The organism is Bacillus sp. G402, assembly GCF_051172515.1.
In the GTDB taxonomy this organism is placed as follows: domain Bacteria; phylum Bacillota; class Bacilli; order Bacillales; family Bacillaceae; genus Bacillus; species Bacillus altitudinis.
In genome coordinates, this window is record NZ_JBPIZC010000001.1 from 1,215,910 (window position 1) to 1,240,482 (window position 24,573).

General features: G+C 41.5%; 29 protein-coding genes, 2 riboswitches and 1 other annotated feature. Of the genes, 7 read left to right on the forward strand and 22 right to left on the reverse strand.

All coding sequences use genetic code 11. The annotated features are described in order from the left end of the window. Positions 1-23 precede the first annotated feature (23 nt). From ACSBQP_RS06375 to ACSBQP_RS06390, 4 genes are all read right to left on the reverse strand, one after another. Positions 24-1,373 carry a sensor histidine kinase gene (locus tag ACSBQP_RS06375; protein WP_065460249.1) on the reverse strand — a complete coding sequence of 450 codons (1,350 nt, stop codon included), beginning with the start codon at positions 1,371-1,373 and terminating at the stop codon, positions 24-26. A gap of 3 nt (positions 1,374-1,376) precedes the next feature. Next, positions 1,377-2,063 (reverse strand): response regulator transcription factor, encoded by a 687-nt coding sequence (locus tag ACSBQP_RS06380; RefSeq protein ID WP_007498794.1) that lies wholly within the window; start codon positions 2,061-2,063, stop codon positions 1,377-1,379. Between the two features lie 199 nt (positions 2,064-2,262). Continuing rightward, complete coding sequence (locus ACSBQP_RS06385) at positions 2,263-2,478, reverse strand: helix-turn-helix transcriptional regulator (RefSeq protein WP_254505804.1); 216 nt, start codon at positions 2,476-2,478, stop codon at positions 2,263-2,265. Continuing rightward, complete coding sequence (locus tag ACSBQP_RS06390; protein WP_216099290.1) at positions 2,468-2,770, reverse strand: hypothetical protein; 303 nt, start codon at positions 2,768-2,770, stop codon at positions 2,468-2,470. Before ACSBQP_RS06390 ends, ACSBQP_RS06385 begins: the two co-directional genes overlap by 11 nt. Before the next feature lie 460 nt (positions 2,771-3,230). Between ACSBQP_RS06390 and ACSBQP_RS06395 the strand changes: the two genes are divergently transcribed. The 3 genes from ACSBQP_RS06395 (at position 3,231) to ACSBQP_RS06405 (ending at position 7,553) form a co-directional block, all read left to right on the forward strand. Then, positions 3,231-4,190, forward strand: coding sequence for a S8 family peptidase (locus tag ACSBQP_RS06395; RefSeq protein WP_007498796.1), 960 nt, complete (start codon positions 3,231-3,233; stop codon positions 4,188-4,190). A 112-nt stretch (positions 4,191-4,302) separates the two neighbouring features. Beyond that, positions 4,303-4,495, forward strand: a riboswitch (cobalamin riboswitch). A 156-nt stretch (positions 4,496-4,651) separates the two neighbouring features. Then, entirely contained in the window at positions 4,652-6,940 is a 2,289-nt protein-coding gene (gene metE / locus ACSBQP_RS06400; protein ID WP_224559806.1) for a 5-methyltetrahydropteroyltriglutamate--homocysteine S-methyltransferase, read from the forward strand. A 142-nt stretch (positions 6,941-7,082) separates the two neighbouring features. Then, positions 7,083-7,553, forward strand: coding sequence for a nucleoside deaminase (locus tag ACSBQP_RS06405; RefSeq protein ID WP_435028266.1), 471 nt, complete (start codon positions 7,083-7,085; stop codon positions 7,551-7,553). 65 nt (positions 7,554-7,618) lie between these two features. Here the strand turns inward: ACSBQP_RS06405 and ACSBQP_RS06410 are convergent, their stop codons facing one another. Beyond that, complete coding sequence (locus ACSBQP_RS06410; RefSeq protein WP_008346186.1) at positions 7,619-8,038, reverse strand: organic hydroperoxide resistance protein; 420 nt, start codon at positions 8,036-8,038, stop codon at positions 7,619-7,621. A 161-nt stretch (positions 8,039-8,199) separates the two neighbouring features. Here ACSBQP_RS06410 and ACSBQP_RS06415 point away from each other — a divergent pair, with 161 nt between their 5' ends. After that, positions 8,200-8,646 (forward strand): MarR family winged helix-turn-helix transcriptional regulator, encoded by a 447-nt coding sequence (locus tag ACSBQP_RS06415; protein WP_008346188.1) that lies wholly within the window; start codon positions 8,200-8,202, stop codon positions 8,644-8,646. 33 nt (positions 8,647-8,679) lie between these two features. Here ACSBQP_RS06415 and ACSBQP_RS06420 read toward each other — a convergent pair whose 3' ends face one another. The 6 genes from ACSBQP_RS06420 to purU all read right to left on the reverse strand — a co-directional run bounded on the left by ACSBQP_RS06420 (position 8,680) and on the right by purU (position 14,249). After that, positions 8,680-9,108, reverse strand: a complete 429-nt coding sequence (locus ACSBQP_RS06420) for an organic hydroperoxide resistance protein (RefSeq protein ID WP_007498801.1) — start codon at positions 9,106-9,108, stop codon at positions 8,680-8,682. Between the two features lie 176 nt (positions 9,109-9,284). After that, a complete protein-coding gene (locus ACSBQP_RS06425; protein WP_008346190.1) occupies positions 9,285-9,419 on the reverse strand; it encodes a hypothetical protein in 135 nt (44 codons plus the stop codon). Then, a complete protein-coding gene (locus ACSBQP_RS06430) occupies positions 9,409-10,545 on the reverse strand; it encodes a tetratricopeptide repeat protein (RefSeq protein WP_435028267.1) in 1,137 nt (378 codons plus the stop codon). Before ACSBQP_RS06430 ends, ACSBQP_RS06425 begins: the two co-directional genes overlap by 11 nt. 125 nt (positions 10,546-10,670) lie before the next feature. Continuing rightward, positions 10,671-11,918 (reverse strand): glutamate-5-semialdehyde dehydrogenase, encoded by a 1,248-nt coding sequence (locus tag ACSBQP_RS06435; RefSeq protein ID WP_035392298.1) that lies wholly within the window; start codon positions 11,916-11,918, stop codon positions 10,671-10,673. Positions 11,919-11,930: 12 nt separating this feature from the next. Continuing rightward, positions 11,931-13,028 carry a glutamate 5-kinase gene (proB, locus tag ACSBQP_RS06440; protein ID WP_035392650.1) on the reverse strand — a complete coding sequence of 366 codons (1,098 nt, stop codon included), beginning with the start codon at positions 13,026-13,028 and terminating at the stop codon, positions 11,931-11,933. Between the two features lie 56 nt (positions 13,029-13,084). After that, positions 13,085-13,303: a binding site (T-box leader), on the reverse strand. Positions 13,304-13,346: 43 nt separating this feature from the next. Then, positions 13,347-14,249, reverse strand: a complete 903-nt coding sequence (gene purU / locus ACSBQP_RS06445; RefSeq protein ID WP_007498809.1) for a formyltetrahydrofolate deformylase — start codon at positions 14,247-14,249, stop codon at positions 13,347-13,349. A 163-nt stretch (positions 14,250-14,412) separates the two neighbouring features. On the opposite strand from purU, the gene ACSBQP_RS06450 reads away from it, so the two are divergent. After that, positions 14,413-14,598 carry a hypothetical protein gene (locus ACSBQP_RS06450; RefSeq protein ID WP_017359125.1) on the forward strand — a complete coding sequence of 62 codons (186 nt, stop codon included), beginning with the start codon at positions 14,413-14,415 and terminating at the stop codon, positions 14,596-14,598. A 33-nt stretch (positions 14,599-14,631) separates the two neighbouring features. Here the strand turns inward: ACSBQP_RS06450 and ACSBQP_RS06455 are convergent, their stop codons facing one another. Beyond that, complete coding sequence (locus ACSBQP_RS06455; RefSeq protein ID WP_017367096.1) at positions 14,632-14,946, reverse strand: DMT family transporter; 315 nt, start codon at positions 14,944-14,946, stop codon at positions 14,632-14,634. Beyond that, entirely contained in the window at positions 14,943-15,272 is a 330-nt protein-coding gene (locus tag ACSBQP_RS06460; protein ID WP_024719620.1) for a DMT family transporter, read from the reverse strand. Before ACSBQP_RS06460 ends, ACSBQP_RS06455 begins: the two co-directional genes overlap by 4 nt. A 66-nt stretch (positions 15,273-15,338) precedes the next feature. Next, a riboswitch (guanidine-I (ykkC/yxkD leader) is annotated at positions 15,339-15,450 on the reverse strand. Positions 15,451-15,649: 199 nt separating this feature from the next. Between ACSBQP_RS06460 and ACSBQP_RS06465 the strand changes: the two genes are divergently transcribed. Continuing rightward, positions 15,650-16,708, forward strand: coding sequence for a bifunctional transcriptional activator/DNA repair enzyme AdaA (locus ACSBQP_RS06465; protein ID WP_435028268.1), 1,059 nt, complete (start codon positions 15,650-15,652; stop codon positions 16,706-16,708). Here the strand turns inward: ACSBQP_RS06465 and ACSBQP_RS06470 are convergent. From ACSBQP_RS06470 to ACSBQP_RS06490, 5 genes are all read right to left on the reverse strand, one after another. Further along, a complete protein-coding gene (locus ACSBQP_RS06470; protein WP_035392303.1) occupies positions 16,703-17,248 on the reverse strand; it encodes a GNAT family N-acetyltransferase in 546 nt (181 codons plus the stop codon). The two genes, ACSBQP_RS06465 and ACSBQP_RS06470, sit on opposite strands and share 6 nt — an antisense overlap. A 16-nt stretch (positions 17,249-17,264) precedes the next feature. Continuing rightward, positions 17,265-17,753, reverse strand: a complete 489-nt coding sequence (locus ACSBQP_RS06475) for a small multi-drug export protein (RefSeq protein ID WP_007498817.1) — start codon at positions 17,751-17,753, stop codon at positions 17,265-17,267. A gap of 110 nt (positions 17,754-17,863) precedes the next feature. Beyond that, positions 17,864-18,616 carry an HAAS domain-containing protein gene (locus ACSBQP_RS06480; protein ID WP_017359130.1) on the reverse strand — a complete coding sequence of 251 codons (753 nt, stop codon included), beginning with the start codon at positions 18,614-18,616 and terminating at the stop codon, positions 17,864-17,866. Positions 18,617-18,620: 4 nt separating this feature from the next. Next, positions 18,621-18,947 (reverse strand): PadR family transcriptional regulator, encoded by a 327-nt coding sequence (locus tag ACSBQP_RS06485; RefSeq protein WP_113747297.1) that lies wholly within the window; start codon positions 18,945-18,947, stop codon positions 18,621-18,623. 114 nt (positions 18,948-19,061) lie between these two features. Beyond that, positions 19,062-19,583, reverse strand: coding sequence for an acyl-CoA thioesterase (locus ACSBQP_RS06490; RefSeq protein ID WP_008346212.1), 522 nt, complete (start codon positions 19,581-19,583; stop codon positions 19,062-19,064). Positions 19,584-19,762: 179 nt separating this feature from the next. Between ACSBQP_RS06490 and ACSBQP_RS06495 the strand changes: the two genes are divergently transcribed. Continuing rightward, positions 19,763-20,623, forward strand: a complete 861-nt coding sequence (locus ACSBQP_RS06495; protein WP_435028269.1) for a dimethylarginine dimethylaminohydrolase family protein — start codon at positions 19,763-19,765, stop codon at positions 20,621-20,623. A 56-nt stretch (positions 20,624-20,679) separates the two neighbouring features. Here ACSBQP_RS06495 and ACSBQP_RS06500 read toward each other — a convergent pair whose 3' ends face one another. From ACSBQP_RS06500 to ACSBQP_RS06515, 4 genes are read right to left on the reverse strand one after another with little or no spacing between them, the layout of a single operon-like run. Then, positions 20,680-21,648 carry an ABC transporter ATP-binding protein gene (locus tag ACSBQP_RS06500; RefSeq protein WP_017367088.1) on the reverse strand — a complete coding sequence of 323 codons (969 nt, stop codon included), beginning with the start codon at positions 21,646-21,648 and terminating at the stop codon, positions 20,680-20,682. Beyond that, the gene (locus ACSBQP_RS06505) at positions 21,638-22,555 is read right to left on the reverse strand and encodes an NlpC/P60 family protein (protein WP_435028270.1); all 918 of its coding nucleotides are present in this window, start codon (positions 22,553-22,555) and stop codon (positions 21,638-21,640) included. Before ACSBQP_RS06505 ends, ACSBQP_RS06500 begins: the two co-directional genes overlap by 11 nt. Continuing rightward, the gene (locus tag ACSBQP_RS06510) at positions 22,555-23,634 is read right to left on the reverse strand and encodes a dipeptide epimerase (RefSeq protein WP_435028271.1); all 1,080 of its coding nucleotides are present in this window, start codon (positions 23,632-23,634) and stop codon (positions 22,555-22,557) included. Before ACSBQP_RS06510 ends, ACSBQP_RS06505 begins: the two co-directional genes overlap by 1 nt. Further along, positions 23,631-24,572 carry a S66 peptidase family protein gene (locus ACSBQP_RS06515; RefSeq protein WP_435028272.1) on the reverse strand — a complete coding sequence of 314 codons (942 nt, stop codon included), beginning with the start codon at positions 24,570-24,572 and terminating at the stop codon, positions 23,631-23,633. Before ACSBQP_RS06515 ends, ACSBQP_RS06510 begins: the two co-directional genes overlap by 4 nt. Position 24,573: the final 1 nt, after the last annotated feature.

Here is a 24,573-nt window from a genome sequence, read left to right on the forward strand (position 1 = left end):
GAAATTGATGAGAAAAGACCTACTTATTTCTGAAAAAGAATGGTCATCACGGTTCCTTCACCGATACGGCTGTCTACCTTTAGCTCAGCCCCATGCTCTTCAGCAATTTGCTTCGCAATTGACAGACCAAGTCCAGTCCCGCCCGTCTCACTGTTTCTCGCTTCATCCACACGGAAAAAGCGGTCAAAGATTTTCGGCAGATCCTCTTCTTTTATGCCAATTCCTTTGTCAACAACCGAAATAAACGGTTTCTCTCCTGCTCGTCCGCAGTTCACATCAACTGGCTCTGCACTATATTTAACCGCATTATCAATCAAGATGGTCAAAAGCTGTTTGATCTTCTCTTCGTCCCCTTCAGCAATCACAGGCTGATCTGTTTGTATATGAGTAAGGATGGTTCGATTGGTTGCCACTTCAAGTGTATGGCCGACTTGGCTACACAATTGACCAAGATCAACCGGCTTCATGTCCAAGTAAAGCGGCTGCCCATTTTTCGCCAGTGTGAGTAGTTGATCTGTCAGCCTTTTCATTTTTTTTGCCTCATCATGAATGGCTTGAGAGGATTCTTCTACGACCTCTGGCCGGCTTTGCCCCCAGCGTTTTAGTAAATTGCTGTAGCTCATGATGACGGTAATGGGTGTTTTCAATTCATGAGAAGCATCGTGTAAAAATTGCTGCTCTTTCTCATAATGTTTCTCGAGAATTTCCGCCATTTCATTAAAGGTTTGACCCATTTGATACAGTTCATCCTTTGAATCGCCTGTTAATTCAATTCGTTTAAATGCCTTTTCTCTCATACTTGCTTTCATCGTATTGGTCATTCGACTAATTGGGCGGACAATTTGTTTCGTTAAAATGTGGCCTGCAAAATAAGAAAGCACAATAAACAAAACGCCAGTAGTGATTAAAATCATTTTTAATAACGCCAAGTTCTCTTCTGTATTTTCAATTTCTTCATATACTTGCAGCGACACAATGTCCCCATTTGTCCAAATGACAGGGATAGCCGCAAACGCAATCATCTGCTTATTGTATTCTTGAATTTCTGCTGTCTGACCAGATTCGTATGTAAAAGGAAGTGAGCTGAACGTAGATTCCTTCGTGACGGTCAGCTTTGATTCACCTTTCTCTGTGACGACACGGATCATACCATTTTGAGGCAGATACGCTTTCAGAAGCTCTGAAGATGGAAGGCCCTCTTCTTCTGACTTCTTTAGTGCAATCGCAATATTTTCAGCTACTTCCGACAGTCTGGACATATCTTTTTGCGTCAAGGTCATTGAAAAAATAAAATAAATCGCTGTATGAAACAGTAGCACCATTAAAAACAAGGACAACGATGTATAAAGCTGGATCTTATTTTTTAATCTCATGCTTTATCCTTTCATCACATAACCCACACCTCTCACTGTGTGAATCAATTGTTTTTCAAACGGGTAATCGATTTTTTTCCTTAAATAGCGAATATAGACATCAACCACGTTCGTGTCACCAAAATAATCAAAACCCCAGACAGCTGTTAAAAGCTGATCTCTTGTGAGTACTTGCTGCTGATGTTTCAATAAATGAACAAGCAGGTCATATTCTCTCGGTGTCAGCTCAAGCGTCTGACCGCCTCTTTGAATTTCTCTTGTTTTCTCATTCACCGTTAAATCTGCAATACTTAGCTCAATGTCCTTTTCCTCTTGCGCATTGTGATTGAACCTCAGCTGTGCACGAATTCGCGCTAATAATTCTTCTATGTCAAAGGGTTTTGTAATATAATCGTTTGCCCCAAGATCAAGACCGCTGACCTTATCGGGAACACTTCCTCTTGCGGTAATCAAAATGATCGGTGTTGCCGTATTTGTCTTTCGAACCCTTCTAAGCACTTCAAGTCCGCTTAATTCTGGAAGCATGACATCTAGAAGCACTAAATCAAAACTCTCCTCCTCGAGCGCCTGGAGCCCTTTCATCCCTGTATCTTGGACTGTGACCTCATATCCTTCATATTCAAGTTCTAATGACAGCACTCTTGCAATTTTCTTTTCATCTTCGACCACGAGTATCTTCCCTTTGTTCATCTCTATCTCTCCTATCTAAAAGGCAAGCTTGTCTTTCCATTATTATATGTTGCCTTTCTCCATTGGAACAGTCACAATCTTCATATCTTATTTTTCATGAATGAGGAATTGTTATGTAATATGGTTGATTTTTATTTTCAGCTGATCCTTTCACATTACACAAATCAACAAAAAAAGCCTCTTTTCTGAGGCTGGTCCCTTACTTCTTTTTAGGTTGACTGACAAAAAGCTCATCTACAGTCGTATTCAAAACAGAGGCGATGTCAAAGGCTAATTGTAAAGTAGGGTCGTACTTATCGTTTTCAATGGCATTGATGGTTTGTCTCGAGACCTTACACCGTTTAGCAAGTTCTTGTTGGGATAATTTAATGGATTTCCTTAGTTCTCTTATATGATTTTGCAATTTAATCACCATATTTTTTTCTGTATATGAGTAATGTAACTAAATAAATGACCGAAATCACAGTTAGGAACATGATGGGAGAAATCCCAAACCCCTTATCAGAATTGTTCCCTTGGGTCGTTAAAAATATGGCCTGTGCGACTTCTAATAAAAGCATACCAATGACCACCATAAATGCATACGATTGCGCTTTTGAGTAGATAAATCTCTTTCTTTCATCACCCTTTAGAATCATAGGCGCGATAAAAATGAACAGTCCAACCACTAATAAGATGACTGAATACACAACTTTGACAACATCCAACGGTTAGTCCCCTCCCAATCAAAATGTCAAATACTTTTTACATTTCAATCATATCATCCGCTTAAAAAATGTCAAATACTTTTTACATTCTATATTCTTTCGATCATTATAATGAAAAAACAATGATCTGCACATGGCATGTACCTTTTTCTTTTCTGTCATCCTCTATCTCTTTATATGATTGTTTTTTCGATCTGCCTTTTTTAGTTCTTTTCACCCATTTTTATCTGTACAGGTGCAAGCTCACTATGCAGCATTTCATTCTTTTTCATATGATACTAAGAGTTTTCTTCAAAAGGTGACTTCTTTCGGCAAGATATGAGGAGAACTGCACAATAAATAATTATTTGATTATTTGAAAAATTATTACAATTGACCCTTTCCGATCAAACATTTGTTTTATACAATAACATTACGCAACCTGAATCTACTTTGAAAACAAAATAAGGAGGGCTTTCTTATGAAAGGTGAAATTCGCTTAATTCCGTATGAAGTAAAAGCCAATGTGATGGAAGCGAAAGAGACGCCGGAAAGTATTCAGGAGATTAAAGCACCCGAACTTTGGTCAAGTGGCTTCAAAGGAAAAGGCATAACCATTGCTGTCCTTGATACAGGTTGCGACACGGAGCATCCCGATTTAAAAGATCAGATTATCGGAGGAAAAAACTTTACCGATGATGACAATGGAGATGCTGAGAATGTAAAAGACTACAACGGGCATGGTACCCATGTATCAGGAACGATTGCAGCAACAGATCAAAATGGTGGCATTTTAGGTGTTGCGCCTGAAGCCAAGCTGTTGATCGTGAAAGTTCTTGGAGGGAAAAATGGCAGTGGGAAATACGAATGGATTATCAATGGCATTAACTATGCGGTTGAGCAGAAGGTTGATATCATTTCCATGTCTCTCGGTGGGCCAAGCAATGAACCAGAACTGCAAAAAGCCATCCAACATGCGGTAAGCAGTGGTGTGCTTGTTGTCTGCGCAGCAGGAAATGAAGGTGACGGAGACGAGCGTACTGAAGAGTTCTCCTACCCAGCTGCATACAACGAGGTCATTGCCGTCGGCTCTGTCTCTCTTGCAAGAGAATCCTCTGAATTCTCCAATGCGAATAAAGAAATCGACCTCGTCGCTCCAGGTGAAGACATTTTATCCACTCTCCCTAACCATAAATACGGAAGACTAACAGGCACTTCCATGGCTGCCCCTCATGTGAGCGGTGCACTCGCCATTATTAAAAATGCCGAAGAAGAAGCGTTCCAGCGTAAGCTGACAGAACCTGAGGTATATGCTCAGCTCGTACGGAGAACCCTTCCGCTAAAACAATCGAAAACCCTTGTAGGAAACGGGTTTTTATATTTAACTGCACCAGATGTGCTTCTTGAGAAAACATTGGAAGCAGAACTTTTGTCTCTATAGGTACATGTTAGGTCCTGAGAAAAGATAGAATTTTCTCAGGATTTTTTTAATTAAAATTATTCAAAATTTACTTTGACGAAATGAAGTGAACGTTATATAATCGAACACAATAAATTCATAGTTTGAGAGTCGGTAATTCGATCACACATCGAATTTTAATTGGGAAGACCGGTGAAAATCCGGCGCGGTCCCGCCACTGTAAGTGAGGAGAGCTTTTCGTTAATAATCCACTGTCGTGAGGATGGGAAGGATGAAAAGCTTGCAGATTCGCGAGCCAGGATACCAGCCGCTCTATCACATCAAACCCCCTACGGTTGATAGGAGATGTCGGAAAAGCGTTCGTCATTGATACTTACGCCTTCTTTCGCACACACATTTTGTCTTTTTAAACCAGACATTTGCCCTCATCAATCTTGACCATGAGTGTGAGTGTCTTTTTATATTTAGAGGAGGAATTGGAATTGACAATTGTTAAAACAAGTAATCTAGGTTTCCCGCGAATTGGTTTAAACAGAGAATGGAAAAAAGCACTTGAGTCTTATTGGAAAGGTCAAACTGACCGAGAAACCCTCTTAAGCACACTCGATGAACAATTTTTAGCCGCTATTAAAACTCAAATTGATCAACAAATTGACGTTGTTCCTTCTGGAGACTTTACCTTCTATGATCACGTGCTGGATACTGCCGTTATGTTCAATTGGATTCCAGAGCGCTTCCGCAGCTTGAAAGACCCGCTAGATACATACTTTGCGATGGCAAGAGGAACAAAAGATGCTGTCTCAAGTGAAATGACAAAATGGTTTAATACAAACTATCACTACATCGTTCCAGAATACGAAAAAAGCACAGAATTCAAACTCACACATAACAAACCACTTGAAGCATACGAAAAGGTGAAAAAAGCGTTTGGTGTTGAAACAAAACCTGTCGTTCTTGGTCTTTATACATTTGTTTCTCTTTCTAAAGGCTATGAAGCCAATGAAGTGAAAGAGATTCAGCAACGCCTAGTGCCGCTTTATACTCAGTTGTTAAAAGAGCTTGAAGAAGCCGGTGTAAAATGGGTTCAAATTGATGAGCCTGCTTTAGTCACAGCTTCAAGTGAAGACGTGAAAGCAGTAAAAGCCATCTATCAAACGATTAAAGAAGCTGTACCTGCCTTAAACGTTCTCCTTCAAACATACTTTGACTCAGTAGATGCCTATGAAGAGCTTGTCACGTATCCTGTTGAAGCCATCGGTCTTGATTTTGTCCATGATCAAGGACGAAACCTTGAACAATTGAAAAAACACGGCTTCCCAAAAGATAAAATTTTAGCAGCCGGTATCATCGACGGCAGAAATATTTGGAGATCAGATCTAGGAGAAAGATTATCGTTTATTTCTGAAGTGATTGCTGACGTGCAGCCGAAAGAAGTATGGCTACAGCCTTCAAGCAGCCTGCTACATGTACCAGTTGCAAAACATCCGAGCGAACAGCTTGAAGAAAAACTATTAAACGGACTTTCTTATGCCACTGAAAAGCTGGCTGAATTAACGCTATTAAAAGAAGGCTTATCAAAAGGAGCAGCTGCCATTGATGCAGACATCCATGCAGCAAATGAAGCACTTCTGACGTTAAAAGAATTCGCGAAAGGAACGAATGCGGACCTGACAGCAGAGCGCAACAGCCTTTCATCAAAAGATTTTAAACGTCCAGTTGCTTTTGAAGAACGACTACGCATTCAAAATGAATCTCTTGAACTGCCGCTTCTTCCAACCACAACAATCGGAAGCTTCCCTCAGTCAGCTGAGGTGCGCAGTGCTCGTCAAAAATGGCGCAAAAATGAGTGGACAGATGCAGAGTATGATGAATTTATTAAAAAAGAAACAAAAAGATGGATTGATATTCAAGAAGAGATTGGCCTAGATGTACTCGTTCATGGAGAATTTGAACGTACAGACATGGTTGAATACTTCGGTGAAAAACTCGCTGGATTTGCCTTTACAAAATTCGCTTGGGTTCAATCTTATGGATCACGCTGCGTGAAGCCGCCGATCATTTATGGAGATGTAGAATTTACAGAGCCAATGACAGTGAAAGAGACGGTTTACGCTCAAAGCTTAACGGAGAAAAAAGTCAAAGGAATGCTGACAGGGCCTGTCACGATCTTAAACTGGTCTTTCCCAAGAACAGATATCTCTCGTAAAGACATTGCCTTCCAAATCGCTTTTGCTTTACGCAAAGAGGTAGAAGCGTTAGAAGCAGCGGGTATTCAAGTGATTCAAGTGGATGAACCTGCGCTAAGAGAAGGTCTTCCTTTAAAAGAGAGTGATTGGGCAGCATACTTAAACTGGGCAGCAGAGTCATTCCGTCTATCGACATCGTCTGTTCAAAATGAAACGCAAATTCATACACATATGTGCTACAGCAACTTCGAGGATATTGTTGATACGATTGAAGACCTTGATGCAGACGTGATTACGATTGAACATTCACGCAGTCATGGCGGGTTCCTCGATTATTTAGAAAAACACCCGTATTTGAAAGGCCTTGGACTTGGGGTATATGACATCCACAGCCCGCGCGTTCCAGCTGTTGAAGAAATGAGTAAAATCATTGATGATGCACTGAACGTCTGTCCGACAGATCGCTTCTGGGTCAACCCTGACTGTGGACTGAAAACAAGACAAGAACCTGAAACCATTGCTGCTTTGAAAAACATGGTGACAGCTGCTGAAGTCGCTCGTAAAAAGCTAGCGCAGCACGCATAATGGACTCACTCTTCCCCTGCTGAACATTTGGCAGGGGTTTTTTATGTGTAAATTGTCCTGTTCGATCTCCTCCTACAATGATTCCTTTTCTATCATGATTCGTTTATACTAGAGAAGTCAGTCGAACAAAGGGAGGAAGACAATGAATCACGAAGCTTTTTTACAACGCGCAATTGATCTTGCAGTAGAAGGAGTAAATAGTGGCACAGGCGGCCCTTTTGGAGCGGTCATTGTCAAAGACGGTCAGATTATTGCAGAGGGAAGCAACAATGTCACAACGAGTAATGATCCAACTGCACATGCAGAAGTGACAGCTATTCGAAAGGCGTGCCAAACACTACATACATATCAATTAGAAGACTGTATTTTGTATACAAGCTGTGAGCCTTGTCCAATGTGTCTTGGTGCTATCTATTGGGCTAGACCAAAGGCCGTATATTTTGCTGCTGGACACAAGGATGCAGCGACTTCTGGTTTTGATGACTCCTTTATTTATGAAGAAATCAATAAAGAATACGAATCAAGAAACATTCCATTTTACCAGCTGAACCTTCAAAAAACCCTTGCTCCATTTGAAGCATGGGACACATACGACAAAAAGAAAGAATATTAAAAAAAGACACCTGCTGTGGAGCAGGTGTCAGTGAGAAAGGGCTAAATTTTAGCCCTTTTTTCTTTTCATGATTCCGCCACTTCAAGCTCTACTTCGATGTTTCCTCTTGTTGCTTTTGAATATGGACAGAATTCATGTGCAGCCTCAACAAGCTCTTTCGCTTTGTCATGGTCAAGCCCTTTAGCGGAAACAATCAGCTTCACACCAAGTTTAAAACCGCCATCACTTTCATCTTTTAATAGACTGACATGTCCTTCTACTTCTGATTCAATTTCGACACCTTGCTTCTTGGCGACTTGTTCAAGCGCCCCTCCGAAGCAGGCCGCATAACCCGCTGCAAATAATTGTTCAGGATTCGTACCAGTTTCTCCATCTTTCTTTGCGTTTGGCATCACAATGTTGTGGTCAAGCACACCATCATCAGAACGAACGTGTCCTGCTCTTCCGTGCTGTGCTTTTACTTTTGCAGTAAATAATGGTTTCATCTTGATCTCCTCCTTCTTCTACTTATACCTTTCACGTTCTATTCGTTGCTCAAACATTTATGGCACATTGAAGAATTTTTCATTTTTAGTCTGTATTTATTTTAAAAAGGAAGAAAATCTTATACAATGATAAGTATGACAAAAAATAGTTGGTGACAGATATGACAAATGAATTTGAACATATGAAGCTGGAAAATCAGCTTTGTTTCTTGTTATATGCAAGTTCAAGAGAAATGACAAAGCAGTATAAACCATTATTAGAAGAGTTAAATATCACATACCCGCAATATTTGGCACTGCTTTTGTTATGGGAGCATGGGACATTAAATGTGAAAACAATGGGAGAGCTTTTATATTTAGACTCCGGTACACTCACACCTATGCTAAAACGAATGGAACAAAATGGACTCATCATCCGTGAACGTTCGAAAGAGGATGAGCGTTCGGTCCAAATTCGTTTAACAGAATACGGAGAAGCTTTACAAGAGAAGGCCACTTCGATTCCATTTCAAATGCTGTCTGGAACAGGCAGATCAGAAGAAGAGCTGAAAACACTTCGCGCTTCTTTACATGAGCTTTTGCAAAAATTAACACAATCAAAAGGCTGAGGGAATATTCCCTCAGCCTTTTTTTGATGTCTATTATTGAGCGACAGCTACTAATTCTACTTCAATGTTTCCTTGCGTTGCTTTTGAGTATGGGCAAACGCCGTGTGCTTTATGAACAAGTTCATCAAGTGCAGATTGCTCAATTCCAGTTCCTTTTACTTCTAATTTGACACCTAGTTTGAAACCGCCGTCTGAACTGTCTTTGATTAAGCTTACATGTGCCGTTACTTCACTTTCAAAACGGATACGCTCTTGTCTTGCGACCATTTGAAGAGCTGAATCAAAACATGCAGAATAGCCCGCTGCGAATAATTGCTCTGGATTCGTTGCTTTCTCAAGCTTTTTCGCTCTTGGCGTTCCTGGCATTGCTACATCATGCTCTAGTACGCCATCTGTTGACACAACCTTACCTTCTCTTCCTCCTACAGCTGATACCGTTGCAGTAAATAAAACTTCTGACATGAATATAACCCTCTTTCGCTCTATTAATATTTTCTACAATTGAATTGTACACAATCTAAATTCAAGAGTCAATGAAAAACACTCACTTTCATCTTTCCTCCATTTTTTATTTTTATGAATGTGCAACCTACGATGATTGAAGCGGTCAATAAAAAAAGCCCTTTAAAAAGGGCTTTTTAGATCGTGATATGCTGCGGATTCGGTTTTTCTAGCGTATGGTTTCTGTTATCGGGGTCGGCATTAGGTGATGTGATCCATAATGCCAAGATCGTGATGCTTGTACAGACGACTGCCCATTTTTTAAAATTCATATAAACAATCCCCTCTCTGAATATAGATACGAGCATGTTCCGCTTCCCCATAGAACATGGAAGATTTTTCATAATCCTCCATTTCATTATAATACTTTGCGGTGTCTAAAGCCAGCTCTTCTATATCTGGATATGCATAGGAAGATTCTAAAAAATGGAAAATTCGTTTAATATGCTCTGCATCTTGTCGTAAGTACAATGCTTCTAAAAAAATGGTCTTCTGAATATGAATGTCATCCTGCAGAGCTTCTGCTCGTTTCATACATTCTTCTCTGTAATATATTGCTTCATTGTTTTTACCTTGTTTGTATAAGATCTGAGCGGCTGTATAAAGAGGGTCTATCGATCGACGAAGATGATCAGATTGGTTTTGATCAAATAATGAGATGGATTCTTTCATTAAGTCGAGTGCGCGGTTCAAGTCTCCCATTCTGTAATAGCTGTTGCCCATATTAAACAAAGAAGAAGCAATAAAACGCACATTCTGAAAGTCTCTTGATCTTGCAAGTGCTCTTTCGAGATGTGGCAATGCCTTTTCATGCCTTCTCATATCATCATAATTACCGGCTACAATAAATTCACACTGAATGGTACGAAGCGCATATAGTTCGTGCTGAATATAGACATCCAGCGCTAGTTTGGCATGGTGCATCGAAATATGTGTTTGTTTCATGTGATAATATATTTCTGACATTTTAAAATGAAATTCTGCACGTTCAATATCGTCGGATACAAAAGAAAGCTTGTGCTCTGCCTTTTGATAGGACGATATGGCAGCAATGTACTCTCTCCGGCCGAACTCATACATGCCTCTGAAGAAATGATAGTAATATTCAAGCATGCCTGTGACATGCGTTTGATGCTCATCTATTTCTTTCGAAAGCTCGGAAAAGTTGGCGCGAAGCTTTCCTTCCTTTAATGGCTTTAAATAATCGAGCATGACCTCATGCCTGAATTCCATTAAAGAAAAATAGAGAAGCAAATTCTGATCTTCTTCCATTGAATCAAGAGAGGTGCGAATTTCCTGCTTTAACTGTTCTGCTTGTTCTGAATCAAATCTGCGGATTAATTCATACCACTTGTTGATTTTCACTCCAATATCCGAAGAGGGAATGATTTTCGCCATACGTTGCCTTCTCCAATCTTCTCAAAATATAAAACATTACCATATTTTATCATACTTGACCGGAGAAATACAAAAATGAAAGGAAAAAGAGAGCCTTGTGCGATAAGACTCTCTTTTTGAATCGGTTATTCTCTTATTTGTCCTTGCCCACGAATGACAAATTTTTCAGAGGTTAGGGCTGGCAGACCCATTGGTCCTCTAGCATGCAATTTTTGTGTGCTAATGCCGATTTCCGCTCCGTAGCCAAATTCAAAGCCATCTGTAAACCGGGTAGATGCATTATGATACACAGCGGCAGCATCAACGGCTGTTAAGAAAAGTGCCGCATGCTGGTCGTTTTCCGTAATGATCGCTTCAGAATGCTTAGAGCTATACATTTGAATATGCTGTATCGCCTCTTCCATGGTCTTGACGGTTTTAATACTGACAATCGGCGCTAAAAATTCCGTTTCAAAATCAGTGGTCGTCGCTAATGTGGCACTCGGTGCAATTGCACATACTGCTTCATCGCCCCGTATCTCTACACCATGTGTCTGAAGTGCTTCAAAGAGCGAAGCGCCATGTTCTTTTGCCCATGTTTCATGAATGACAATGCTCTCAATGGCATTACAAACAGATGGTCTTTGTGTTTTCGCATTCAGAACAATTTGTTCAGCCATTTCTTTTTGGGCTGTTTCATCAATGTAAATATGACAATTCCCTGCACCCGTCTCAAGTACTGGAACAGTAGACTCTCTCACAACAAGATCAATTAAATGTTTCCCTCCGCGTGGAATCAGGACATCTAGATAGTCATTTAAAGTGAACAGGGTTTTAGCCGTCTCACGGCCTGTATCTTCAATCAATTGTACACTGTCTACTGGAATATCCGTTGGTTGCAACGCTTCATGAATGACTTTCACAATCGCTTTATTACTATGAATGGCCGATGAACTTCCTCGAAGAATCACAGCATTTCCAGTTTTCAAGCAAAGAGTGGCCGCATCGACTGTCACGTTTGGTCTTGCTTCGTAAATCATCCCAACCGTTCCAAGAGGCACACGTACTTTTTCAATGAAAAGCCCGTTTTCTTTTTGAATGGTTTCTAATGTTTCACCAATTGGGTCTTTGAGCTGAATGAGTTGATGCGTAGCGTCTGCAATCGCTTCAATTCTCTCTTCTGTTAATGTAATTCTGTCGATCACAGATGGCGTGAACTCTTTGTCTATAGCCGCCTGAACATCCTTATGGTTCTCGGCAATTAAATACGCTGAAGATGCTTTTAATGCTTTTGCAATAGCGTCTAATGCAGCATTCTTTTGTTCAGTTGTTTTTAATAGCAGCTGATCTTTGGCTGCGCTTGCCTTTTTTGCTTTTTCTAGAACTTCATTCATCGTTTTCCCTCCTCAGTTTTGTACGTGCTGAACCCAGTGATCTCGGTGAATGACTTCAGGTTTTTCATGAGAAAGCTCATGACTTCGCATCCCTTTAATGCCAAGAAGCTCATCTGAATCATACAATGTTTGTCCTTTACCGACTAAACCATTTGGACCAACAACTTCGACGACCTCTCCTTTAGAAAATTCACCAGCTACATCAATGACACCAGCTGGAAGAAGACTCCTTCCATTATGCAAAATCGCCGCCTCTGCTCCCGCATCAATCATGATCTTTCCAGAGACTGGTGAGTGGAATTGAATCCATTGGCGACGGTTATTGACTGATGATAAGTCTTGTTCACCAATATATGTGCCGTCCCCTTGACCAGCGAGAATGTGAAGAAGCTTGTCTTCCCCTGTACCTGTGCCAATGAAGACTTTAACGCCAAGGGAGAGAGCTGTTTGTGCAGCTGAAAGCTTAGATTTCATCCCGCCTGTTCCAACCTTTGAACCCGTACTCTTCGCATATGAGAACAATTCATCTGAGATGTGAGTCAGCACATCAAACCGCTTCGCATCAGGATTCTCACTTGGATTGGCATCATAAATTCCGTTGATATCTGTTAAAATGATCAATTGGTCTGCATGAATTAAGCCACTGACCAGTGCTGATAACATGTCATTATCACCAAAGGTAAGCTCCTCGATGGACACAGAATCATTTTCATTAATGATCGGTAAAATTTTTCTTTCGAGCAGTTCCATCATCGTTGCGTAAGCATTTCGATATCTTGTACGATCTGAAAAGTCATTACGTGTTAAAAGCATTTGTGCAGGCGTCATCTGAAACTGTGAAAATAGTTCTGTATATTTCTGCATTAACAAGCCTTGACCAACAGCAGCAGCAGCCTGCTTCCCTTTTAAGGTCACAGGTCTTGACGGATATCCTAAACTGCCAAATCCCGCCGCAACGGCACCTGACGAAATGAGAATGATTTCATGTCCTGCCTCTTTTAGCTTTGCAATGGCTTTGACATGATCCTGCATTTTTTGTTCATCAATCGCTCCCTTTTGCTCTGTTAATGAACTGCTACCAATTTTTATGACGATCCTTTGCTTTTTCATCATTGATTCCCTCCGCTATACCTTTCACCACATAAAAAATCCCTTTTTCTCCTTATGTAAAGGACGAAAAAGGGATTTTCCGTGGTACCACCTTCATTGAATAAGCATACGTTTGCTTATTCCACTCAACTCCTGTAACGCCAGGCATGCGCTTAGATTTTTCCTCTAAGGCTCAAAGGGTAGGTTCAGCAGCTGTCTGTGGCAAATGTTTCAGCGTGTCATTTGCTCTCTTTACACAGCAGGTCCTGCTTACTATTCCTTCTCAACGCTCGTTAATTTTTTTATATTATCACCAATTGCTTCAGAAAAGTCAAGCGGTCAATTAAACACAATCGTTTTATTCTCATGGACAATGATTCGATCTTCCAGATGCCATTTGACAGCTCGGGCAAGCACACTGCGCTCAATCGTGCGGCCAATATTTTTTAATGCCTCTGCATCATCTCTATGATCTACCCGCTCAATATCCTGTTCAATGATTGGCCCTTCGTCTAAATCATTGGTGACATAATGAGAAGTCGCACCAATCAGTTTAACCCCTCGCTCATATGCCCGCTTGTATGGGTTTGCACCGATAAACGCTGGCAGGAAGGAATGATGAATATTGATGATTTTGTTCGGATGCTGTTCAATAAAGGCTGGCGTTAAAATTTGCATGTATCTCGCAAGCACAACCGCATCAATATCATACTCTTCTAATAATGCAAGTTGCTGTTTTTCTGCATCTTGGCGAATGTCTTTATTTGCTTTCACGAAGTGGAATGGAATGCCGAGTGCTTCGACTGTATCTTTTGCCGTTTCATGATTGCTGATGACAACCGCTATTTCAGCCATTAAATTACCGCTTTGCCATTCCCATAAAAGTTCATGTAAACAATGAAGCTCTTTGGACACAAAGATCGCCAGCTTTTTCAGATCACTTGCACGCGACATGCTCCACGTCATGTGAAATGATTGCGCAATTGGCTCAAAGCTGCTTTTCAGTTGATCTAAGTTGGCCGAAATGTCTTTCCAATCAAATTCAATTCTTAAAAAGAACCGGCCGCTCTCATGATCTGTTGTGTATTGACTAGATTCAATGATGTTTGCTCCATGTTCAAATAAAAAAGTAGAAACAGCTGACACAATACCAGGCTGATCCGGGCAGCTGACTAAAAGCCTTCCTTTTTGCTCATGCTTTTGTCTGTGTAATTCAAGTTTCTCTGTAATCAATGTTCTCATGTCTTATGACCTCATTTACGTTTTTCATTCTAATGAAATATTATACTGGACTGGAAAGAGAAAAAGCAATTAAGCGTCGTGTTTTTTATTGAATATTCATTCAATTCTGCACCTGGCGTGATATAATATGAATAGACCTTTTATCACAAAAGGAGTGATGGAGATGAAAAACATGACTTTGTTTGGTAAAGTGAGCTTTTGGCTCGGCATCGTATGTCTCATCACGGGCATTTATCTATTTATGACCGGAGAAAGACTCATTCCTTTACTTACATTTGGTGTATGTTTTCTGCTTGTGAGTCAGCTTTACCGCAAAAATGAAAACGATTCCAATCATCATTCGATGTAGCAAAAAGGCTGGCATATGATTGCCTGCCTTTTCTTATTCAATGATTTTTAACCCGACCGCTGCTGATAAAATCAGTGCGATAAAGAATATACGTTTTGCGTCTTTCGACTCACCATAAAACAGCATCCCAACAATCGCTCCTCCAGCTGCTCCGATTCCTGTCCAAATCGCATACGCCGTTCCCATCGGAATTGTATTCATCGCAAGAGACAGCATCAAAAAGGATAGCGAAAATCCAGCTGCTATGAAGAAAATCCATTTGACATGGCGATCTTTCTGGAATTGATTCATCATGGTGACACAAAGCATTTCTAAGATGCCTGCCCCAATGAGTAAAAGCCAGCTCACGATTCAGCCTCCCCTTTCTTTTCACCTGTGGTCAATTTGAGTCCTAATACACCGCTTAACAGGACCATGATCAAAAGTAATTTTACTAGCTGTACCGGCTCACCCATGACCATCCCTACTATGACCGTACCTGCTGTTCCAAGTCCGGTGAAAACGGCGTAAAGTGTGCCAACTGGAAGTACCGTCGTGGCTTTCAGGAGTAAATAAAAGCTGACGACAATACAAACGATGGTTGCACTCCATTCCAATATAGAGCCAGCATATTTCAACCCCATTACCCAGCCGACTTCAAATACGGCTGCAATCAAAACATTTCCCCATTTCATTCGATCTCTTCCTTTCTTACCGATTCCAAGCAATAAAAAAAGCCCGGAAATCGATCGTTTGATCAAATCTCCCGGGCTTTTATCCCTCCGTGTCCATACGGCCCATTCTTAGAGGACCCTATGTGTTTTCTCTCGGTCCAGACTGCGCTGCCCGCACGGAACCCTAGAAAACCAATTCATGATAAGCAAATCTAGCGTAAAGCCGATTCTGTATGAAAAAGTGTATCACACCCTGATATGCCGGTCTACCACTTTGCTTTTCCCCTTCAAATATACTTGTTCATTTTTCGAAAGAAAGTAGATGAAAGCGAAGTATACTAAATGTTAGAAAGAGGAACGACCACATCACTGATATAATAAAACAAGAGGTGGATCAAATGATGATGACCGACGAACAAAAACACGAATTTTATCAAGCACTTGTTGATAAGAATCCGCAATATGACGGCACGTTTTTTGCTGGTATTAAAACAACCGGCATCTTCTGCCATGCCACATGTACTGCTAGAAAACCAAAATATGAGAACTGCGAGTTTTTCTTTACAGCAGAGGAGGCGCTGCTTGCAGGGTATCGGCCGTGTAAGCGATGCACACCTTTAACATATCCTAACAGCATTCCAGAAGAAGTCAAAACACTTGTATCAGCAGTTGAAGAGAGTCCTGAGAAACGGTGGAAAGAAGAAGATTTTCGCCAATTAGGGATTCACTCTGCAACAGCTCGGAGAAAATTTAAAGAAATCTATGGAATGACCTTTGTTCAATATGCTAGATCACGCCGAATGGGGTTAGCGTTTAAAGAGATTCTGAACGGAAAAAAAGTCATAGATCAGCAAGTCACCTTCGGTTACGAGTCTTCCAGTGCCTTCAATGATGCCTTTACGAAAATCATGGGAAATCCACCCAAAAAGGCGCAAGTCAATATTTTGCATGCGAATTTTATTTCTACTCCGATTGGGCGGATGATGAGCATTTCAGATGCAACCCATGTGTATTTGCTTGAATTTATGGACAGGCGAGGATTAGAAAGAGAAATTGAGAACATCAGAAAAAAACATCATGCCCGTATTTTAGTTGGAGAAACAAACGTCCATCAGCAATTAGCAAAGGAATTGGCCTTATATTTTGACAAGAAACTCACGCAGTTTACTGTGCCACTCGCTATACATGGCACCCCTTTTCAAAAAAGGGTATGGGATCTTCTCTTACAGATTCCACCAGGCGAAACGAGATCGTATCGAGATCTTGCCATCATGCTTGGCGATCCCCATTTGGTTCGGGCAGTTGGAAATGCAAATGGTGCCAATCAGTTGGCCATCATCATTCCTTGTCACCGAGTCATTCAAACAAGCGGTGAACTTGGCGGATATGGCGGGGGAATCGAACGAAAGAAATATTTACTTCAGTTAGAACAAAAGAAAAAGCGGCTCTCCTTATGATTCAAGCGAGCCGCTTTTTCCGTCACGAGTAACACTGTAAACATCAATCATTTGATCCCATTTTGAAATGGTTTTTTCTTTTTTCATTCCCATTTTCATTGCGACCTTGACTGACGCTTCATTGTCAGGGCGAATTAAGCTGACCATTCGCCTCACCTTCATTTCGTCAAAACCATACGCAAGACAGCCTTTTGCAGCCTCAACAGCATATCCTTTTCCCCATGCCGATCTCTTTAGCATATAACCAATTTCAAGCTCTGTTTGTCCTTCGACGTTTTGGAGAACAATTCCGCTTTGTCCAAGTGGTTCTTTCGTTTCTTTTTCTTCAATGATCCACAGGGATGTATGATACGTGCGGTCATTCTTTTGATTCCAAGCAATCCACTCTTTTGTCTGCTCTTCATCCTTTAGTGAAGGATAATACTTCATGACCTCTTCATCTTGGAACAGCTTTTCATATAAAAAAGGCGCATCGTCTTCATCCATTGTTCTCAGTCTGAGGCGCTCTGTTTCAAGCACGATCCGTGTTTGATATGCCATTTTTTATCCCCCTTGCTTACTTGCTAAAAATATCTCCGAACAACCCATTTGAATCTGGGGCAAAGTAATGGAACCCCGCACCCGTTAAACTAGCAGCTAATGCGGTCCACATGATTAAACTGACCGTCATCCACACAGTGACTTGTTTTCTTTTCGTACCGAAGCTCATACACATAAAAGCCGCTAAATGACTGCCAATGATAAAAGGACCGATAAGTGCCAAACCAGGGAGACCATACCGTTCCCAAACCTTTCTGGCTTTCAGCTGTTTTTTCTCTCCTTTTTCATCATGTTTCTCCTCTTTCCTCTTCAGCCACCACGCTTTAAATCGGTCCACGAAGACTATGAGTAGCAAGACGGTAAGAAAGTTGCCGACGAATCCAATAACTGCCGTTGTCACAGGATGCAGACCACTTAAAATCCCCAGCGGAACGACACCAACCACTTCAAAGAAAGGTAAAGCAGCCAATATAAAAACGAGTACATACCCCCATACAATATCCAATCACAGAACCCCTTTTCATTTTTGTCCTCTTCTCATTGTAAAGAAAAATGTGATCCCATATCTACATTTTTTTAGAAAAAGAAAAGCACATCGCAAGTGATGTGCTCTATTTACATTAAATGTTCATTTTTCTTGTTTGTTTTCCGTAAAAAAGCGATTGTGAGCAAGACTAAAATCACAATGGATACCAGACTTGTGAAAAGAAGCATGAGAGGTGATGTCCATCCAAGCCATTCGAATAGGAGTTGCGGTCCAAAGAAGATCACCGGAATGAGCGACACCATATTCGCCTTTAATATGGCATTTAATAAGACAATACACAGCAGCAACAGAAGAATGACGCCCCATCTTTGGCTCGAGGTCAGCACAAGTAAAGGAGTACCAAGTTTTTGGTCCAATAATTTCACTGTGATCAAGGCTGTCATCTGAAAAACACCTAATATCCAAAAGTAAAAGAATGCCCTCCTGCTTGTTTGAAAGGCAGAAGCCCTAAACATCACAATGGTCATGATCACATTGGCCACTATGATGAGCGGATAACCAATGAGTGCATACCAAGAATACGATAAACTTTGACTGATGGCATCTGCTAACATCATGTAAAAAAGAGATCCAATTAAAAAAGCACTGACAAACGGAACCCAGTCTTTATGATTTCTAGAGAGCTCTTTTGCTAGCTCGTCAGCAAAGCCCCGTGGATCTCCTCCAAACACATCTTCCCCTGTTTTCCCATCTTTCTCAGCTTCGACAGCGTGTGTCGTTAATTCATCCATCACCTCGTCGATCTCGTCCTGATTTTTCCCTTTTGATATGAGATAGAGTTGCAGTTCTAATAAGATGTGTCTCGTTTCTTTTGTTACCATCTTCTCACTTCCCTTTATGTAATAATCGCTCTACATTCCCTGACAGCTCATGCCATCGCATGGTAAAATCCGTCAGCGCTTCTTCGCCTCTTTGTGTGAGCGTATAGTATTTCCTTTTCGGCCCGCTCGCCGATGCTTTTGTGGACGTACTGACCAGCTGTTCTTTTTGCATGCGCAGCAAGATCGGATAAATACTGCCTTCACTAATTTGATCAAACCCATAGTGCGCAAGCTTCTTTGTCATTTCATAGCCATAAATTTCACCTTCAGAAATAATCGACAGTAGGCATCCCTCTAGAATTCCTTTTAGCATTTGTGTTGATTGTGTCATCATCGATCCTCCACTTTCAGTACCTTGCATGACAAGATAGTTTGATCTTACCACACACTATCTTGCCATGCAAGATACCGACTCAGAAAAAAATCACCGCTTAAAGGGTGATTTTTACGCCCAAGGCTTATCCGTCCCAAGTGCGTCAGCCAAAGCTTTACTATGCTTTCGGCGGCTTTTTCTTTCCTCTGCCCGCTGCTTCGCTGTTTGATGAAGCATGATTTCTTCCTCTGTTTCCGGCATGACTTGTGGAACTCGTTTTGGCTTCCCGTTTTCATCAAGCGAGACAAAGGTAAGAAATGAAGTTGCTGCGAGTCTGCGCTCTCCAGACATCAAGTTTTCCTTAATGACTTTGACGAATACTTCCATAGAAGATGTGCCGACCCATGTCACATAAGATTCTAAGCAGACGGACTCTTTCTGTCCAATCGGCTCTAAAAAATCAACTGAATCCATTGATGCGGTGACTGTTTCACTACGGCTGTGTCTTGCTGCCGAGATGGAAGCAATGTCATCTATATAACTCATTAATTTCCCGCCAAATAACGTTTGGTGGTTATTCGTATCGAGGGGGAATACCCTGCTGGTTTTCACAACTTTTGATTCCTTGCAGTATTTGAAATTTTCTTCACTCATCGTCATAGCTCCTTCTTGCTGTTTTCGTTGATGCGGAACGACTTTTATTAAACACTATTCTATTAGGTTTGTCTAAACTTTTTGCTTTAGTCTCTCATGAGAGATTTTCTTTCGGAAATGTTTCAACATTTACTAGAAGGAGGAATAATATAACTATCGATAAACAAGGAGGCCCTTTGATGGATTCTATGAAATCAGAGAAAGTGTACAAACCGCCGCAATGTATGAGTGAATACGATGATTTACAAGAAGTCCTCTTATGCAGTCCAATTTATATGGAAATTAAACAGATCATCAATGAAACCCAAAAGCATTTTGCAAGAGAAAATATTTCTCAAATCAAAGCCCTCACGCAGCATAAGCAATTCATCCAAACGCTGAAAAACCATCATGTCCGGCCTGTCCTTCTTCCTGCAAATGAACGTTTCCCTGAACAAGTCTTCACTCGGGATATTGGATTTACAATTGGACAGACTTTATTTGTTTCAAACATGGCAGCCCCTGTCAGACAAGGGGAAGAACATTCCTTAAAAGAATGGGCACAGACAAAAGGATGGATAACCATCACGCTGGATGATGGAACGATTGAAGGCGGCGATGTGCTTATAGACCAAACCCGTGTATTTGTGGGGATCAGTAAAAGAACAAATCTAGCCGCCATCCAGCAGCTCAAAAAAGAACTGCCGAATCACGACATCATTCCTATTCATCTTCCTTCTCACATTTTGCATCTTGATTGTGTGATGAATATTCTTTCTTCTCATGAGATATTGATTTACCCTGAAGCTTTTACGGAAAAGGATCTTCATATGCTCAAAAAGCATTATGATCTCATTGAAATAAGCGAGCAAGAGCAGTTCACACTTGGACCAAATGTGTTGTCCATTGGTCAGAAAAAAGTCATCAGCTTACCAATCAACCAAGAAACAAATGCTGCATTAACAGCACGCGGCTACACCGTCATTGAAGTGGATTTTTCAGAAATCATTAAATCAGGCGGCTCTTTTAGATGCTGTACATTACCTATTAGGCGTTCATAAAAACCAAAAAGCCAGCTTGTTTTTACTCGCTGGCTTTTTACCCTTCTTCCCACAATCTATTTCCTATCATATAAATGACAGGCCACTTCATGACCTTCTTCGACTGCTTGTAATACTGGCTTTTTGTCCGCACACACATCCATTGCAGCAGGACATCTTGTCCGAAATACGCAGCCGCTTGGCGGATTCACTGGACTTGGAATTTCTCCCTTTAAAATAAACCGCTTGCGTTTATCTTCCACATCAGGATCTGGAATCGGGATAGCAGACAGCAATGCTTGTGTATATGGATGAAGCGGTGTTTTATATAAAGCATCACTGCTCGTCATCTCCACGAGATGTCCTAAGTACATGACACCGATTCGATCGCTAATATATTTAACCATTGATAAATCATGGGCAATAAATAAAAACGTCAATCCTTCTTCTTTTTGCAGTTTTTTCAGTAAATTCACGACCTGAGCTTGAACGGATACATCTAGTGCAGAAATCGGCTCATCTGCCACGATAAACTTTGGCGATAAGGCGAGTGCTCTAGCAATCCCTATTCTTTGCCTCTGTCCTCCGCTGAATTCGTGAGGATAGCGTGTAGCAAAATCATGACTTAGCCCCACCGCTTCAAGCAGTTCCTTCACGCGTGCGAGCCTTTTCTTTTGACTGCCATACAATTGGTGGATCTCCATCGGTTCTAGCATAATATCTTTTACAGAGAGCCTAGGATTTAAAGAAGAATACGGATCTTGAAACACCATTTGAATTTGTCTATTGAAATCAAATGATTCTCGGTTCGATAAGTGATGGAGACTTTTCCCTTCATACAAAGCTTCACCTTCTGTCGGGTCATAAAGCCGCATGAGCACTTTTCCAAGTGTAGATTTACCGCAGCCTGACTCACCAACAAGACCAAAGGTTTCGCCTTGTTTCAGCTGAAAGGTGACACCATCTAATGCTTTTAACGTTCTTCCTTTCGATAGATGAAAATGCTTTTTTAAGTTGTTGACTTGCAAAAGTGGTTCACTTCCCATCACATCTCCCCCTCTCAGCTTTCAAATACCGCCTTGTGCCTGCCCATTCCCGTTCATATGACGTACCAGAAAGAGTAAGAAGTTCAATCTGTCTGCCCGTTTTAGGCGAGTGAAGCATCATGCCATCTCCAGCATACATCCCTACGTGACGAACTGCTCCCTTCCCATTGTCATTGGCAAAAAACATGAGATCACCTGGCGCCAAATGATTTGATGCGACTGGAGTTCCTTGAACTGCTTGGTCACTTGCGTCTCTCGGTAATAAACATCCACACGCTTTGTACATACTGTAAACAAAACCCGAACAGTCGTAGCCATAGCTGCTCATGCCGCCCCACAAATATGACAGTCCAATAAATTGTTTTCCTATGGCTAAGGCATCCTTACCGCTCATAGAAGAAGGTGATGAAGCGCGGCGCACATCTTCTTTTTTGATTTCTCTTCTTCCTACTGGAGTCAGAACATCAAAGGAATCGCTCCTTTCTTCAACAGGTGCTAGTTCTGTTAAAAAACTAACCTCCATATCCGGTGTTCCGTTTTGATATAAAACCGCTTTTTTCTGACAAACAATCAAGGGACTAGCAGGTGGTTCACTCTCTGATACTTCATTTAATTGCTCTACAGGTATATAACCTGGATAGCCTTGCGGGTGTTTCCGGCTTGCCTGCTGCGGGATGACAACTTTCATCCAGCCATCTGTTTCCTCCAGCCCAATGACTCGTTCGCCAAGCAGTACTTGGGTTTGAATAAGGTTTTCTTCACATAAGGCCAATTTCTGTTCATATGTTTGCTCATCAATCCATTCTTTGATCTGGACGGAACTTTGAAGAACGTGTCGATCTATTTCTCTCGGCGACTGCGGTGCTGTCCATATATTTGCGACTGGAACCTTTGATTCATATAACATCATAAGACCCCTTTCACTCCTTGAATGCCTAATCCATGATGCGGCGGAAAGAGAATATCTTTTCCTTGATAGATAATTCCTCCGTCTATTAAGTCCTCTTTGAGCATAAGCGGCGCATCAAAATCATAACGGGTAATATTCGGCTGGCTTGCAGCAAGATGAGCGGCTGCGGTAATCCCTAGTTTTGACTCGATCATACTGCCAACCATGCACTTGACGCCGTATGCTTCTGCTAAACTATTGATTTTCAGCGCTTTTTTGATACCGCCTGTTTTCATTAATTTTAAGTTAATGAGATCACAGCTTCTCGTTTCTAACACCTTGATGGCATCATGGAGGCTAAAAATACTTTCATCTGCCATAATCAATGTGTCTGTTGCTTCCGTCACCCGGCGCAGACCCTCGATGTCTTCTTTAGGCACTGGCTGCTCGACTAGTTCAATATCGAATGCCTCCATTTTTCGAATGGCCACAACCGCTTCCTTCCATGTCCAGCCTTGGTTGGCGTCAAGCCTGATTTGAATATCCGGCCCGACTTTTTCTCGAATCCGTTTGATCCGCTGAATATCCGTCTCTATATCATCTTTTCCCACTTTGATCTTTAAGGTACGAAAGCCTTCAGCTGCATATTGCTTCGCATCCTCTGCCATTTCTAGCGGACGGTTGACACTAACCGTGTAATCCGTTTCCAGCTGATCACGATAACCACCAAGATATTGATAAAGCGGCAGGCCAGCCTGCTTCGCTAAACCATCGTAAATCGACATATCTATTGCAGCCTTTGCACTCGTGTTTCCTACAAGTACACGGTCGATCGCTGAAAAGATTTGTTCATATTGTGACAATGAGGCCCCAATCAAGAGCGGTCTCATCACAGCGCAAATAGCATAGTCGATGCTTTCCAGTGTTTCACCTGTAATGACCGATGTCGGCACTGCCTCTCCATAGCTGACATCACCTTGATCATAGGTGATGATTACAATAAGAGATGCGGCGTCATACACCGTTCTTAATGCTGTTTTGAAAGGCTTCTTTAGCGGTACATTCGTTCTGCATGTGCGAACATCTACGATTTTCATTTGATCGCCTCTTTCGCTGCAACACCTGGGGAAATATGAAGTTTTTTCCCTGTAGCATCTAATGTTGCGTGCACGCCGATTGGAACGGCGAAGTTTGGAGATGAATGACCGATCCGAAAGCCGCCAAGTGCAGGTTTCTGTTGCGGGACAATATACGTCTCCCATAACTGATCGAGCGTTAACGACTGCTCTTTCTTTTTCGGCTCACATTGATGAAAATCACCAATGATAAATCCAGCCGCATCACGTAATTTTCCTGCAGATGCTAAGTGCTGCATCATTCGATCGATTTTATATGGTTCTTCGTCAATATCTTCTATCAATAAAAGCTTCCCCTTTGTATCAATTTCAAAAGGTGTACCAAGTGTCGTGACAATAAGGGCAAGATTTCCTCCGGTGATTTCGCCTGAAGCCGTGCCATGATAAAAAGTATGAAGAGGTGACAGGTGGTTCGTATACGAAAAGGCTTTCGGAGTGAATAGCTGTAAAAAGGTATCTTTTGTATACGGATGAACCTCCTCAAGTCCCACATCAGAGGAGAGCATTGGACCATGAAAGGTCACAAGACCCGTCTGCTGCTGAATCGCTGTATGTAAAAACGTAATATCACTGTATCCCCAAAAGATTTTTGGGTTCCGGCGAATGAGGTCATAATCAATGGCTTCTGCAATTCTTCCTGTTCCGTATCCTCCGCAAGCACAAATCACTGCCTTCACGTCTGGATCTTGAAACATGTGATGAATATCTTCCACTCGTTCATGATCATGACCTGCTAAATAACCATACCGGGAGTCGATATACTTCCCCTTTTTCACCTTTAGCCCTAAGCTTTCTAAAAAAGAAATACCTCTTGCTAATTTCAGCTCATCAGGCGGGCTTGCTGGTGCAATGATTCCCACTGTATCTCCTGTTTGAAGTGCCACTGGCAGATGGTTCATG